Annotated in this window: 10 protein-coding genes and 2 pseudogenes; 9 read left to right on the forward strand and 3 right to left on the reverse strand. The window is 60.7% G+C overall.

Annotated elements, in window-relative coordinates; all coding sequences use genetic code 11:
* Positions 1-773: 773 nt before the first annotated feature.
* From FJ959_RS13115 to FJ959_RS13125, 3 genes are read right to left on the reverse strand one after another with little or no spacing between them, the layout of a single operon-like run.
* Complete coding sequence (locus FJ959_RS13115; protein WP_140499543.1) at positions 774-1,838, reverse strand: cupin domain-containing protein; 1,065 nt, start codon at positions 1,836-1,838, stop codon at positions 774-776.
* Positions 1,839-1,859: 21 nt separating this feature from the next.
* Complete coding sequence (gene pdxA / locus FJ959_RS13120) at positions 1,860-2,852, reverse strand: 4-hydroxythreonine-4-phosphate dehydrogenase PdxA (protein ID WP_140499541.1); 993 nt, start codon at positions 2,850-2,852, stop codon at positions 1,860-1,862.
* Positions 2,849-3,895: a four-carbon acid sugar kinase family protein gene (locus tag FJ959_RS13125; protein WP_140581823.1), complete on the reverse strand. Its 1,047-nt coding sequence runs from the start codon at positions 3,893-3,895 to the stop codon at positions 2,849-2,851. The genes pdxA and FJ959_RS13125 overlap by 4 nt, the downstream gene beginning before the upstream one ends.
* 73 nt (positions 3,896-3,968) lie before the next feature.
* Here FJ959_RS13125 and FJ959_RS13130 point away from each other — a divergent pair, with 73 nt between their 5' ends.
* The 9 genes and pseudogenes from FJ959_RS13130 (at position 3,969) to FJ959_RS13165 (ending at position 14,576) form a co-directional block, all read left to right on the forward strand.
* The gene (locus FJ959_RS13130; protein ID WP_140499537.1) at positions 3,969-4,856 is read left to right on the forward strand and encodes a LysR family transcriptional regulator; all 888 of its coding nucleotides are present in this window, start codon (positions 3,969-3,971) and stop codon (positions 4,854-4,856) included.
* Between the two features lie 791 nt (positions 4,857-5,647).
* Positions 5,648-7,312, forward strand: coding sequence for an ABC transporter ATP-binding protein (locus FJ959_RS13135; protein WP_140581825.1), 1,665 nt, complete (start codon positions 5,648-5,650; stop codon positions 7,310-7,312).
* A 23-nt stretch (positions 7,313-7,335) separates the two neighbouring features.
* Positions 7,336-9,006 carry a peptide ABC transporter substrate-binding protein gene (locus FJ959_RS13140; RefSeq protein WP_140581828.1) on the forward strand — a complete coding sequence of 557 codons (1,671 nt, stop codon included), beginning with the start codon at positions 7,336-7,338 and terminating at the stop codon, positions 9,004-9,006.
* An 80-nt stretch (positions 9,007-9,086) separates the two neighbouring features.
* Positions 9,087-10,037 carry an ABC transporter permease gene (locus tag FJ959_RS13145; protein ID WP_140499531.1) on the forward strand — a complete coding sequence of 317 codons (951 nt, stop codon included), beginning with the start codon at positions 9,087-9,089 and terminating at the stop codon, positions 10,035-10,037.
* A gap of 32 nt (positions 10,038-10,069) precedes the next feature.
* Positions 10,070-10,948, forward strand: coding sequence for an ABC transporter permease (locus FJ959_RS13150; RefSeq protein WP_140499530.1), 879 nt, complete (start codon positions 10,070-10,072; stop codon positions 10,946-10,948).
* Between the two features lie 55 nt (positions 10,949-11,003).
* The gene (locus FJ959_RS13155) at positions 11,004-12,314 is read left to right on the forward strand and encodes an FAD-binding oxidoreductase (RefSeq protein ID WP_140581830.1); all 1,311 of its coding nucleotides are present in this window, start codon (positions 11,004-11,006) and stop codon (positions 12,312-12,314) included.
* 74 nt (positions 12,315-12,388) lie between these two features.
* Positions 12,389-12,740: pseudogene (locus FJ959_RS32230) on the forward strand (IS481 family transposase); the annotation flags it as partial.
* A 111-nt stretch (positions 12,741-12,851) separates the two neighbouring features.
* Positions 12,852-12,980 (forward strand): annotated as a pseudogene (locus FJ959_RS32235) (IS481 family transposase); the annotation flags it as partial.
* 273 nt (positions 12,981-13,253) lie between these two features.
* Positions 13,254-14,576, forward strand: coding sequence for an FAD-binding oxidoreductase (locus FJ959_RS13165; protein ID WP_140581914.1), 1,323 nt, complete (start codon positions 13,254-13,256; stop codon positions 14,574-14,576).
* The last annotated feature ends 53 nt before the right edge of the window (positions 14,577-14,629 follow it).

Below are 14,629 nucleotides of genomic sequence, written 5' to 3' on the forward strand. Positions count from 1 at the left end.
GAAGCATTCTAACCCGCGCCGAGAATAGACAGGCTGCGGAGTTGTGTGCCTGGACGGAATATCCTGCGGTTAGTGAGCCTTAGGACATGCAAATTATTGCGTGAAAAGCTCGCTGGCGTCCCACCTCACAGAGGGGAGGTAGGCTGAAGCCTCAAAGCCATCTCGTGTGAAGGGGCGTCGATTGCGTAAGCGGCCTATGGGGTCGAATCCCACGTGCCCGCATGGCAATCCGCGCCGTCGCTGGAGAAGACGTTGTCGCTGCGGCATTGCGGGGCCGGGCCAAGCAAGGCCTCGGCCGGTAGCGAAGCAGACGGCTTGATGTCGGCGTCGGCGAACAGTTGGACAAGGCCGGGCTTCGTCGGTTTGTCGCAAGCGGCTGCGCAGAACGAAAACCGCACGCCTGATCCGCTCTGGATCCGAAGCGCGGTGCCACATCCGATGACAACGCCGCTTGCGGCCCGAGCACCAGCGGGCCGTCCCGGTCGCCGTGGGGATCAGCTCTCCTTCCACCACGACGATGGTTTCGATGTGGGGGAAGCTTGCGACTTCGAGCTCACCAATAAAGCTGGTTCGGCCCACGATCATCGAGTCCGGTCCTTCCCAGGCGATTTCGCGATGCCCCACCAAGGGGTCGTCCTTGCCGAACGCTGCCCTGCGGAAAGAGCTTGCAACGGGTGCGCCGTCGGCGCGATGCAGCACTATAGCCACGGTCATGATTGCTCTTGCGCCTTGCGTCATGATTTCACTGAAACCTAGCAGTCGGTTCCGTCGTGCTAAGCAGTCAACTGGGATCGCTCAGAGTGTGCGAGATCAGTTCCCGCGGGTGGGTAGCAGGGTAGAGCGGTTGACGTTGCCAGCAACACTTCACATCCTTCCTCGCCCAAGGCCACCGCACTGTGCTCAACGCCATATGGAACGACGATGAACTCTCCGGGTTCGATGATCTCTTCACGGTCACGAAATTTCATGAGCAGGCGTCCCCGGTGAACGAAGAACAGCTGATCGTCGTGCTGCCGAAATGACCAGTTAGAGCTTCCCTTGAACAGGGCGACCTGGATTTGCATGTTGTTGACATGCACCTCGACTTTAGGCTCCCAAGGCGCGTGCAGCCCGGCAAACTCAATTGACAAATTCTTCTTGTGAATTGGCGAAAGGTGCTTGTTCAGGGCAGCGACGTCGCGAATGATCGCGGTGAGTTGGCTTGGTAGGTCATTCCCATTGGCCGGGTACTTGCCATCCAAAGCCGCAGTCCCAATCGTAAAACCAGCTGCGCCTGCGCTTTGGACGACTGCGATTCGTTCAGGGGTGTCGATCGAACCTGCAATGTAGACAGGCTTGGTGACCGCAGCGCAGACAGCCTTCATCAACTCGGGCACGTTCTGCGCCGAACGGTATGCCAGCAGGTCCAGGCCATGCACTCCATCGCGCCCTGCAATCGTCTTGGCACTTTCGACAATTTCGTCGATGGCGCCTTCAAGCACGCTCGGATGACCGGCAATCCGACCCGGAAACGGGAAGTACTGGATGCCGGTGTCCCTGAGGATCGGCAGCACATCGTCGACCCGCGTGCCACCAAGAAGAACGTCAACGCCGATTGCGGCAGCTGCCTTTGCCGAAGCAATTTCGCTTTCGCGGTCCAGTGACACGACTTCCAGATAGGAAGTTGCACCGCCCGTCCTGATGGCTGCATTGAGGCCTTTCAGCTGCTCGATCGGCACGCCGATGTCCTTGAACCCGATGTGCCGCACGCCAAAGCTGAGCGCGGTTTGAAGTTGCTGCGACGCGTCCGGAACCGTGCGGTCATTGCGCGTAAGCATGAAGATAAAGCGTAACCCCATCGGTGGTGGTTCCTTTCGAATCTAGTTCGTTTTGGTTCGCGCCGCTACCAGCCGCTTGGCGTAGGCAAGCGCCGTTTCCAAGCTGGCCTGGTCTGCAATCCCCCGGCCCGCGATGTCGAAGGCCGTGCCATGATCTGGGCTGGTGCGGACGAACGGCAGGCCAAGCGTGATGTTCACGCCCTTTTCCAACCCGAGATACTTCACAGGGATCAGCCCTTGATCGTGGTATTGTGCCACCACAACATCGAATCGGCCTTGACGTGCTTGCATGAAGACGGTGTCGCCCGGATAAGGGCCAGTGGCGTCGATGCCCTCGGCTCGGGCCGCGTCGATTGCAGGTTGTATGATCCGGATTTCCTCGTCCCCGAAGAGGCCGCCTTCACCTGCGTGCGGATTGAGACCTGCTACGGCGACACGCGGGATCGCGAAGCCGAGAGCTTTTCCACCGTCGTGGGCGAGCCGAATGGCGGATAGCTGAGCGTCGAAATCGCCCTGTTCGATCGCCTTGCTCAGCGACGTGTGGATCGTGACGAGCACCGTGCGGATGTCATCGTTCGCAAGCATCATCGCCACGCGCTTGGCGCCGCCGTAGTCGGCCAGAATTTCGGTATGGCCGGGGTAGCGGATTCCCGCGCTGGCCATCGCCTCTTTATTGATCGGGGCCGTGACGATGCCGCTCACTTGTCCGGACTTCGCTGCTGCGATCGCTGCAACGATGGCGTCGAAGGCCGCCTGCCCGGAGATCGCGCTGATACGCCCGATTGGTGGGGACCCGGTAATGCGGGTGGTTTCGATAACTTCAATTCGCCGCGGCTCGAATTGAGCTGCATCGGCAGCGTTGATGCGTCGCACCTCGATGTTCAACCCGAGCCGGCGTACAATATCCTGCATGACAACATAGCTGCCGAACACGACGACGCGTTCGCCGCCCTTCGCAAGCACCTTCGCCACGATCTCCGGTCCAATGCCGGAGGCGTCGCCCATCGTGAGAGCAAGCGGGGGAATGTTCTTCATTGGGTTGCTCCACGTATCCGCGCGACGGCGCGCGTCAGGGCGTCGTCACTGCCAAAGCCACCGGCCTTCATCGCGAACAGGAGCGAGCGCCCATCGCCAAGCCTGGCGAGACCAAGTGGGAATCCGGGATCGAGTTCTTGCAGGATCTCGAACTCACGGACGTTGAGAAGATCCAGGATCGCGTCCATCGTGTCGCCGCCGGTGGCGATCAAAGCGCCGAAGCGTGGGCTTTGAAGCTCTTGCGCTGCGTCTTGTGCGATACGGCGCAGCACCGCTGCCGAGTCCGCCTCGCGCGCCCTTGGTCCGCGCAGCAGCATCACGCCCCTGACCTCCTGGAGTTGGTCTGCCTGCTGATGACTGCGCAAATTTGCGCTCCCAATGACGACCAAGACATCGCTACTGATGCCATCGAGCAATGGCGGTGGGGTCTTCGCTTGCACAAAACGCCGCGATAGGGCTGCAGCCATTCCGGGAGAACCAACCCAAAGGACCGACTCTGGATCCTCGATGGAAGCAATCTGCGAATCGAGTTCTTCCTGCGTTTCTGCATCAAGCAGCCTGACATTCTTGATGCAGTTGGGGACCAGGTCGACTAGCGCGGAATGCCGCACGGGATGCACGGGGTCATGGCTATACGCACTTTCCGACACCGGGATGCCGTCAACGAACTGAATGCCCCTCACTGTCGTACGTCCGGCCTGGGGGAACGCCGGCGCGAAGAGCAGCGATTTGCGGCCGCTCGCCGCAAAACATGCTTCAAGCTCCTCCGTTACGTGGCCGCGTAGAGTGGAGTCCACCGTTTTATAGAGCACGGCACGGCTGGCAAGTCGTGCGGTCAATCGAGCGACCGCCTCGAACGCTTGCGACGAAGTAGCAGACCGCGAACCGCTATCGACTGCGATTACCGCTGCCGCTTGGTTCGGAAGCTGGCGTCTGCCGATCGATGCAGTCAAGCCGCGGGCGACGAAAGGTGCTGCGCCATCTGCCGCGCTGGTGAGGTCATCGGCGAGGACCGCTATGCTGGGTTGATGATGGGTGCGCATGCATCAATTAACAAAACGTCGCCAAGTATGAATAGCGATAGTTTCTGACGAAATCGGTGATAGATTGTCACTGATGGATCGCTCGGACATACCTTCGCTCGACGACCTGCGAGCGTTCGAAGCAACAGCGCGGCTGGGTTCGGTCCGGCTTGCAGCAGACTCGCTTGCGCTCACGCACGGCGCCGTGAGTCGCCGTATCACCAAACTCGCCCATGACATCGGGGTCAGGTTGTTTGAAAAGAATGGGCGAGGCCTGCGGCTCACCCCGGCTGGCGAGACACTCAACCTGACTCTCGGGAAGTTCTTCGGTGAGTTGGCCACCACAGTGCAAAGCCTGCGTACCGCCAATGCCGGGAAGAATGCCCTTGTGCTCTCCTGCGAGCCTTCAGTTGCCATGCGTTGGCTTATTCCGCGCCTGGCGGCGCTTCAAGTGGCGCATCCGAACATGGCCCTCCACCTCTCCGTGGGTGGTGGGCTTGTGGAATTTCGCAAGAAACAGGTCGATCTCGCTATTCGACGGCTGGACTTCGCTGTGCCCGAGACATGGAACGTCCGGACCCTTTTCCCCGAAACGGTTGGGCCCGTTATGAGGCCGGAAGTGGTGCCAGCGTTCGAACGTGGCGACTATCTCGCTCTCGGGTCGAAGACTCGACCTGACGCGTGGGCGCAATGGCTGAAGACCCATCCGTCGGCGCGTCGACCCACAGAAATGCGATACTACGACAATCACGCGCTGATCGTCGAGGCAGCGTCCGCAGGCTTGGGTGTAGCCCTCAGTCCGCTCGTACTCGCGGTTGACGATGTGGAACGAGGAAGCCTGGCGGCGCCTGCTGGCTTTGACCCCGACGGCAGTCAATATGGGTTGATATGGTTGGGGTCGAGTGAACTGCAAGGTGTGGAGTTTGAACTCGCAGAGTGGCTCCAAGCGCAGTTCAGCGGCCTGAGCCCCCAGCACCTTTGAAAGAGCGCCCTGCGAGCTTCGCCTAGCTGAATGTGGTCGACCGGCATCGAAAAGCAGCAACCGAGCATTGATAGGCCGGGTAGAGTTTCTCGATGAGCGGCACAGTTTGCCGTGCTTGGTTCCGCACTACCATTTTACAGGCATCCTGATGAGGCATCGCATGGGCGCATCACGGGCTTCGTACAGGTGACGCCGGTTACTACCTACCTTCAACGCCTGGATGGGTGCCAATCCATTTCAAATGCGGAAAATCCCGGCGCGGCGGATCGTGCAAATTCCTGTGACAAGGAATGCCGTGCCCGCCTTGGACAGGTCGGCACGGCGGCTGGCCTCATTGCTCATTCATTTTTGGGGCAATCACTCTCAGACTCTCACCTATCCCACGCTATCATCATCAGGCCAAACAGAGTGAAATGCCAATTCGGACGCTCTTTTCAGAAGTTCGTGCTGCTCGCGGGCCAAGTTTCGATGACTCTGCGGAAACAGAACAGTCAAACTGGCTGAAAGAACGGAGCCAACCTCTTTATGGCGGGCAGGCTCCAGAGGACATCCGATAAGGCACAGTTTGCCCCATCGGTGAGTTCTCCAAGAAAAGGGAACACAGTTCGGTACACGGCCGGATTTTCATAAGGGAGTGGCCTGGATGAGCAGAACCCGTCTCTCGCGGCCTCAGCGTGCGAAGCGTCGAGATGCCCAGGCTACGGCTGTTGCGGTGAGGCGCTTCTGCTCAAAGGGCGATGATGCGGTCCGCAACAGCGTGGACCCGCTCGGTTGAAGGGGATCTGATCCAGATGGTCGCAAGCATCCAGGCTGTTGCCCCCCATGACATAGCGCTTTCGGTGCGCGATCTGACCGTAAGCCTGCCGGCCGGGATGGAGCGGGTCCATGCGGTCGAGAATATCTCGTTCGATCTGAAACGCGGCCAGATCCTCTGCATCATAGGCGAGTCCGGATCAGGCAAGTCGGTCACGGCGAACGCGATCATGGGGCTCCTGCCCAAGGTGATCCGCCTCTCATCGGGTTCAATACAGTTGGAGGGGATGAACATCATCGGCATGTCGCCCGACAAGCTGCGCAACCTGCGTGGTCGGGTCGTGTCGATGATCTTTCAGGATCCGCTCTCGGCGCTCAATCCCCTGATGACCGTGGGCGCGCAGATTGACGAGGTCATGGCCGCGCATGGATACGGCACGCCAAAAACCTGCCGCGACCGCGCCATTGAGCTGCTCACCGAAGTGGGCTTGCCAGATCCCGAACTCATGTATCATCAGTACCCTTTCCGGCTTTCGGGCGGGCAGCGACAGCGCGTCATGATCGCCATGGCCTTGGCGCTCGAGCCGACGGTGCTGATCGCCGATGAGCCAACCACTGCGCTCGACGTGACCACCCAGGCACAGATTCTGGAGTTGATCCGCGACATTCAGCGCCGCAAGGGCATGAGCGTGATGTTCATCACCCACGATTTTGGCGTGGTGGCGGAGATCGCCGACAGCGTCGTGGTGATGGAAAAAGGTCACATCGTCGAGCAGGGCAGCGCCGAGCAGGTGCTGAAGTCGCCCAAGCATCCCTATACGCAGCGCCTGATCGCGGCCGTACCGCATCTGACCGGCGAAGATCGCCCTCGTGCGGAAGCCGCCAGCAAGGAGCCGATCCTGAAAGTCGAAGGTCTGGTGAAGACCTATCATGGCGGCAGCGCGCTATTCGGAGCGCAGCGGATTGTGATGGCGGTGAACGAGGTTTCGTTCGAACTGGCGCAAGGCCGCACCCTGGGCGTCGTAGGCGAGAGCGGTTCAGGAAAATCCTCGCTGGGCCGGCTTCTGATCAAATTGCTGGACAGCGACGGCGGCGAGATTTTGTTCGAGGGATCTGACATCGCCAAGCTTTCCGAAGCGAAGTTCCGCCCACTTCGACCGCGGATCCAGATGATCTTCCAGGATCCCTTCGCGTCTCTGAACCCACGCTCAACGGTCGGCCATATCATCACGGTCGGTCCGGTGGCACACGGAATGCCTTACGCCCAAGCGCGCGAGGAAGCGCGGGCGCTCCTGGCCCATGTCGGTCTCGATGTCGGCGCCTTCGGCCGCTATCCGCACGAGTTCTCGGGTGGGCAACGCCAGCGCATAGGCATCGCGCGCGCGCTGATGTTCAAACCGAAGCTGCTCATTGCCGATGAGGCGGTTTCCGCGCTCGACGTGTCGATCCAGGCGCAGATCCTGCAGCTTCTGGACCAGATCCAGCGCGAGACTGGCGTATCGATGGTCTTCATCACGCACGACCTGCGAGTCGCCAGCCAAATCTGCGATGAAATCGCCGTGATGCAGAAGGGCCGGATCGTCGAGCGCGGACCGCCCTCGCAGATATTCCTGAACCCGCAAGCAGCCTACACGCGCCAACTCGTGGCGGCGATTCCGGGGGAGCGGCCAGGCAATGCCCGTCCCATTGCAGCAAACGCATGAAAAATAACAAGAGAGGAACTACGATGACCAAAAATGCAACGACTACATCCAACTATTCGAGACGCCAGGCACTCCGACTGATGGCGCTAGGTGGGGCTGCAGGCTTGATCGCGCCCAATCTTCTGGGCAAGTCCGCTTTCGCCAAGACCCCTGCCACGGGCCCGGCCGGTCGCGTCGTCGTCGGCCTCTCACAAGAGCCGACGGTGTTCAATCCGCTGATGGCGCATATCGAAGTCGATGACGCGGTCCATTTCTCGGTTTTCGATGCGTTGGTCAGGATGGATGCCGAAGGTGTCCTTCAGCCGAACCTCGCGGCCGAGGTGCCAAGCCAGAAGAACGGCGGCATTTCGGAGGATGGTCTCAACTGGCGCATCCGGTTACGTGACAATGTTCGCTGGCACGACGGCGAGCCCTTCACGGCCGAGGACGTGAAATTCACCCTTGAGCTCATCACCAACCCGAAATTTCGCGCTTGGCGTACAAGCGGCCATTCGCTCGTGCAGGACATTACGGTGGTTTCGCCCACCGAGATCACCTGGCGGATGAAGGAGGCTTTTGCGCCCTATCTGTCGTTCCTGGCCGAAACCTTCATAGTGCCCAAGCACATCCTGGGGAAAGAGGGCGATCCGAATACAGCGGCGTTCAACCAGGCGCCGATCGGCACCGGCGCTTTCAAGTGGAGCCAACGGGTAGCCGGCGACCATATCGAGCTCGTCGCCAACCCCGAGCATGCCGGCGAGGGCCCCTATGTCGAGCAGCTCATCTTCAAATACATCCCCGATATGACGGTGCTCTACACGCAGTTCAAGAGCGGCGACGTCGACCTGGTCGATCAATCCTACATTACCGCCGACCATTATGCTGAAGCCCGCGAATTGCCAGACCGCGTGGTGACACTGGAGACCGGCGCATCCGTGGAGTCGATCTACCTCAATCTGGGGCGCCCGCAGTTCAAGGACCTGGCAGTGCGCCAGGCGCTTTACGCCGCAATGGACAGGAAAGCGATCGTTGACACGATCTATTACGGCGTGGGCACTCTCACCGAGACCTTCATGCCGAAGGAGTCCTACTACTACAATCCGAACCTGCCCGCGCAGGAATTCAATATGGACCGCGCGCGACAAATTCTGGATGAGGCCGGCTGGGCGCCAGGCCCGGATGGAATTCGCGCCAAGGATGGAGTGCGACTGTCCTTTGCCAATTCGACGACGTCAGGCAACAATCTTCGCGAGCAGACGCAGCAGTTCCTGCAGCAGACGTTTGCCGAGATCGGCGTCGAGATGACGATCTCGAACTTGCCGGCTGCGGTCATGTGGGGCGAATTCTGGCTGAAGTCGCAGTTCGACACCGCCATGGTGGGCGTTACCTATCTGATTGCCGCGGACCCCGACGCCACAAACCGCCTCCATACGAAGGCAATCGCTGCTCAAGGCGGGCACGGTTCGAACACCGGGCAGTATTCCAACCCCGAAGTCGATGCCCTGCTTGAAAAGGGTGCTCGCAGCTTCGATCAGGAAGAGCGGCACGGGATCTATAACCGCGTGCAGGAAGTGGTGCGTCATGATCTGCCCTTCCTGCCGCTGTTAGCGATCACCAACGTGCTCGGACGCAAGGCAGGGTTGGACGGTTTCAAGCCCAATGCCAACACGCGCACCGCGTCGTGGCATGCCGCAGACTGGCGCTGGAAGGCCTGATCCATCCTATTGCCGTCGCCGGATTTCACTGCGGCGACGGCAACAGCCTAAAATCGCCAACCCACAACGGAGGACTCAGAATGCGCGGCTTCCTGCTCAATCGCCTCTCGCAGAGCCTGGTGCTGCTTGTGATCGTTTCGATCATCGGCTTCGGCATTCTGAACCTCCTCCCGGGCGGCCCACTGGCGCAATTCGGGCTCGATCCCGGAATGACCCAGCAGGATATCGAGCGGCTGAAGGGATTGCTTGGCCTCGATCGGCCTATATGGATCCAATACCTGGACTGGGCATGGCGGCTGCTGCAGGGCGACTGGGGACACTCCTTCCGCGACGGAGCGCCGGTATTGCAGATCATTGGCAGCCACGTGTTCGCCACGCTGCTGCTGATGGGATCTTCAACCGTGATTGCGATCTCCATTGGCGCCTGGATTGGAATTCGGGGCGCCACACGCCGCTACTCGCTATTCGACTATCTAGCGACTGTCGGTGCCATGATCGCTTTGTCGGTCCCTACCTTCTGGTTCGGACTCGTCGGCATCTACATCTTTTCCCTGAAGCTGGGCTGGCTGCCCGCGGGCAATATGTCCGAGATCGGAGATGCCTCGATCCTGGGATATCTCCACCATTTGATCCTGCCAAGCATCGTGCTGTCGCTGGTCCATGTCGCGATCTGGAGCCGCTACATGCGGACGGCGACCCTCGACGCCATCAGCCAGGACTTCGTCAAGACGGCTCGGGCCAAGGGATTGAGCGAACGGCGGATTCTGATGAGGCATGTCGTCGGCAACGCACTCTTGCCGATGATTACCTTGGCCGGGATGCAGCTTCCCAGTGTTCTCACCGGCGCTCTGGTGACCGAAACCGTCTTTACCTGGCCGGGAATGGGACGGTTGTTCCTGGATAGCCTTGGCTATAGCGACTATCCGGTTGTGATGGGGCTTTTGATGTTCTCGGCCATCCTCGTTCTGCTTGGAAACCTAATCGCCGACATTGTCGTCGCTATTGTCGATCCACGTATTCGCCTGGCTTGAGCGCGCAACTTCCCCGACAGGAGACAGCCGATATGACCGCTCTCACCGCAAATGCAGCTCCAAGCCGATGGACAAACAACCGCGCGGCGCTTCGTTTCATGAGACACCGCCTGGCGCTGCTCGGGTTGGCGATGATCATTTTCCTCGTGCTTGCTTGCGTGCTCGGCCCCCATCTACTGCCTTATGACTCACTGTATATCGATCTGCGGGCCCGCTTTGCCCCACCGCTGACGGGCCACCACTTTCTGGGCACTGATCCGCTTGGCCGCGACCTTGCGGCAAGATTGTTGATGGCGGGACGAATCTCGCTGCTGGTGGGTTTCTTCGCCATGGTATTGTCGACCCTCGTCGGCACGCTTGTCGGCGTGATCGCCGGCTATCGCGGCGGCTGGATCGGGGCGACGCTGATGCGCACGGTCGATGGCTTCCTGTCGTTCCCTTCGATCTTTCTGCTCCTGGCGCTGGCTGCGGCACTGAAGCCCAGTCCTGTGATGATCACCGTCATCATCGCCCTCACCAGTTGGATGGAGGTTGCCCGTATCGTGGAAGCGGAAGTCCGCTCGTTGCGGGAACGCGAGTTCGTCCTGGCCGGGCGCATGCTGGGATTGAGCGGCACCCACATCATGTTCCGCGAGATACTGCCCAACGCCATGGGACCCATTATCGTTGCTTCCACCCTGACGGTCGCGCGCGCCATTCTAATGGAAGCCTACATCAGCTTCCTGGGCTACGGAATTCAGCCGCCATTGCCCAGCTGGGGCAACATGCTCAACGGCGCCCAGCAATATCTGGGCAGCGCACCTTGGCTGGCCATCATTCCCGGAGCTGCAATCACCATCGCGGTGACCAGTTTCAATTTCATTGGTGACGGACTGCGTGACGCGCTGGACGTCCGGGACGACCATATTTGAAGTGCCGCGAGCGGCCGCTTTCTTAATCCCTGGAACATCAAGAGAAGTCAGTCACGTGCAAGAGCCCAAAGTCGCCGAAAAGAACACGCCCTACTGGTGGGAAGCGGCGCCCGTCATGCCGCTGCCGCGGCAGCCGCTGGCAAAGAAGCTCGATGTGGTGATTGTCGGCGCCGGCTATGCCGGGCTTTCGGCTGGGCTTGTGCTGGCGCGCGAGGGGCGCTCGGTCGCCGCTTTCGATGCTATGCATCCGGGCGAGGGTGCTTCCACGCGCAACGGCGGGATTACGAGCGGCAGCATCCGGCCGGACCATGCCACGATCACCCGGCGCTTCGGTGAAGAGAAGGCCATGGCGATCGAGGCCGAGGGCAAGATCGCGCGCGAATTCCTCTACGACTTCATCAAGACCGAAGGGCTCGACTGCGACTTCCGGCTGGTTGGCCAGTTCAAAGGCGCTTTCGGGTATCAACAGTATGAGATAATGGCGCGTGGCGCCGAGACACTGGCGAAGAAACTGGGGATCCAGTCCTACGCCGTTCCGCATGCCGAGCAGCGAAATTATATCGGCACCGACTTCTACCGCGGCGGAACCGTTCGGATGGACATTGGCGGGCTGCACCCCGCAAAGTTCCACGCTGAGCTCCTGCGGGTGGCGCTCGCATCCGGGTTGACGGTCCATTCGCATACAGTGGTCAAGTCGATCGAGGGGAACGGTTCGGGGTTCCGCGTGGTGACTTCGGCAGGGACGGTCGATGCACGGCAGGTTCTGGTCTGCACCAATGGATATACCGACGGCGCCGCTCCCTTCCTGCGTCGCCGCTTGGTTCCGGTCCGCAGCCGGATCATCGTGACCGAGGAACTTGCGCCCGATGTCATGGCGCAACTGATGCCGAAGCTGATGACGATCACCGAAAACCGGCAACTCGGTTTTTATTATCGTCCCTCGCCCGACGGAAAACGCATTCTGCTGGGCGGGCGCGACAGTTCTCGCGTCGGCGATCCGGTGGCGCCGAAACTTCTGCTACGCAAGGGCCTGGTGAACCTTTTCCCGGAGTTGGAAAACGTGCGCCTTTCGCATTGCTGGTTCGGCAACGTCGCGATGAACCGCGATATGCTGCCCCGAATCTTCGAGAAGGAAGGTGTGGTCTATGCCACCGGCTTCTGCGGTTCGGGCGTGGTCTGGGCGCCATGGATCGGCATGCGTGCGGCCCACAAGCTGATCGGGCATGGTGAGCAGTCGCGCACAGCGTTCGACTTTCGACCGCCTTCCGCCATCCCGCTCTATCGCGGCACTCCGTGGTTCATGCCTGCGATTATCCAGGGCTATCGGTTGCAGGACCGTATCGCCTTCTGGCGCGCCAGCCGCTGAGGCCAAAGGTGACGGCCTTTTTGACCATTCGTCGCTGCGGCCCGGCTGGAGCACCGCGGAGCTTGACGGCGCCGGCGAAGCGCTATGGAAGAAGACCGTCGCGAAGTTGCAGAGTCGAATCTGTGTCCTCGATCTGCCGATTGCGCCGAAGGAGGCGCGGTCGACCCTGCTCACGGTCGATGAAGAGGCCGTCATCGTCGCCTTTCGACGCTATACGCTGCCGCCGCAGGATGACTGCTTCTATGCGTTGCAGCCGACGATCCCGCATCAGGGCAAGCAGCACAAGTTCGTCGCCATCTATCGTACCTCGAAGGTCGCCTTCATGGAATTGCATGAGAAGGCCACCACTGTCGTCTCCCGAGAGTTCCTGCTCCGGTTGATCGCGGCCGTTCCCTATAAATCCACTCAGTGCTCACCGACGATGGAAGCAGTTCACCACACCCAATGCCGGAGGCTCGGCCGCGCCGCTGATCAAAGGGGCTATAGCCAACGGGCGAACGCTTCTGGGCGCACGCCTTCGAATATGCCTAGGCCACGAACGACATCGAGCACCGTACGACTAAGGCCAAGCATCATTGGACCAATGGACAGGTCGAGAGGATGTACCGCACGATCAAGGACGCCACGGTCAAACGCTTCTGCTAGGAGAGCCACGAGCAGTTCGGGTAACACCTCGCCGACTTCGTTGCCGCCTACAACTTCGCACGCAGGCTCAAGACCCTCAAGCGCGATCCAACGGACTCGCGAGCAGGTTACGCCGCCCTGCGCCGAACTGGAACTCGGTCGGGCCTGAGCAGTTCGTATCGATCAAGGGATCAAAAGCGCGCACATCTGGCGAAGTCCTAGATGATTTCGGCACATTCTTTCGAGCGCACGATGCGATGAAGGGCTGATCGGAACTTTGCTTCCGCCTTCATGGCAGCCGAGGTTGGTTGGAACATGTCGCCCCGAGTCGAACGCATTCACAGCGATGAGCGTCTCCCGGCCGAAGTCGATGTCGTCATCGTCGGCGGCGGCATCCTCGGCTCTACGGCCGCCTATTTCCTGGCGAAGCGTGGCCTCTCTGTGGCTCTGCTAGAGAAGGGCCACATCGCCTGTGAACAATCGAGCCGAAACTGGGGTTGGTGCCGCCAGCAGAACCGCGATCGGCGCGAACTGCCGCTCTCGGTGATCTCCATGCGACTGTGGGACGAGCTGACGCGCGATATCAATCGGGACCTTGGATTTCGACGCTGCGGTCTCGTCTATGCGACTCACGACGAGGCTGTGCTCGCCGGCTGGGAAAGGTGGCGCGAGGTCGCCAGGGAATACGAGGTCGACACCCGCATGCTGAGCCGGGCGGAGGTGGCCGAGCGCGTCCCCGAAGCGCGCGACAAATGGGTCGGCGGGACCTATTCAGATCGGGATGGTAAGGCCGAACCTGCGCTCGCCGCGCCGGCTATCGCCGATGGGGCCAGAGCTCTGGGCGCCACCATCCACCAGGAATGCGCCGCGCGGGCGCTCGACTTGGCCAACGGCAAGATCGCGGGCGTGCACACGGAGAAGGGCTACATCAGAACCGGCGCGGTGCTGTGCGCCGCTGGCGCCTGGTCCTCGCGCTTCCTTAGGCCGCTCGGGATCAGTTTCCCCCTAGCGAGCATCCGGCAGACCGCGCTGCGTTCCACCCCGACAATCAACATAGGCGAGGCGGTCTCCACACCCTACTGCACGATCACGCGCCGACTGGACGGCAGCTATACGCTTGCGATCAGCGGCAAGGCGAATCTCGAAATCACGCCCCAAGCGATCCGGTATAGCCGGGAATTCATGCCGCAATTCTTGCGTCGCCTAAAGAACGTCAGGCTCGGCATCGGTCAATCGTTCCTTTCGGGGCCGGACTCAATGCCGGCGCTGCTGACCAGCGACGATCGGATCTTCGAACAGAATCGGGTGCTGGATCCTCCACCCTTAAAATGGCTGGTAAGCCAAGTCGTGGAGAGTGTCCGGAAGACCTTCCCCCAACTCGGCGACATAGAGATCGATAGTGCCTGGGGCGGCTTCGTCGATTGCACGCCCGACGCAGTGCCTGTGGTGTCGCAGGTGGATGCGGTGAAAGGTCTCGTCCTCGCGGCGGGCTGCTCGGGCCACGGCTTCGGTTTGGGCCCGGGGCTTGGTTATCTGGCCGCAGAGCTTGTCGTAAACGACACCCCTTGCGTCGATCCTACACCATTCCGCCTGTCGCGTCTGGTCGACGGCTCGAAGCTGGACATCGCCGCTATCTGAAGATCAGCCGGAAGTCAGGCCTGACGCGCACAAACAATCGCCGCTATGGCCTG

Source organism: Mesorhizobium sp. B2-2-4 (assembly GCF_006442375.1).
GTDB lineage: Bacteria > Pseudomonadota > Alphaproteobacteria > Rhizobiales > Rhizobiaceae > Mesorhizobium.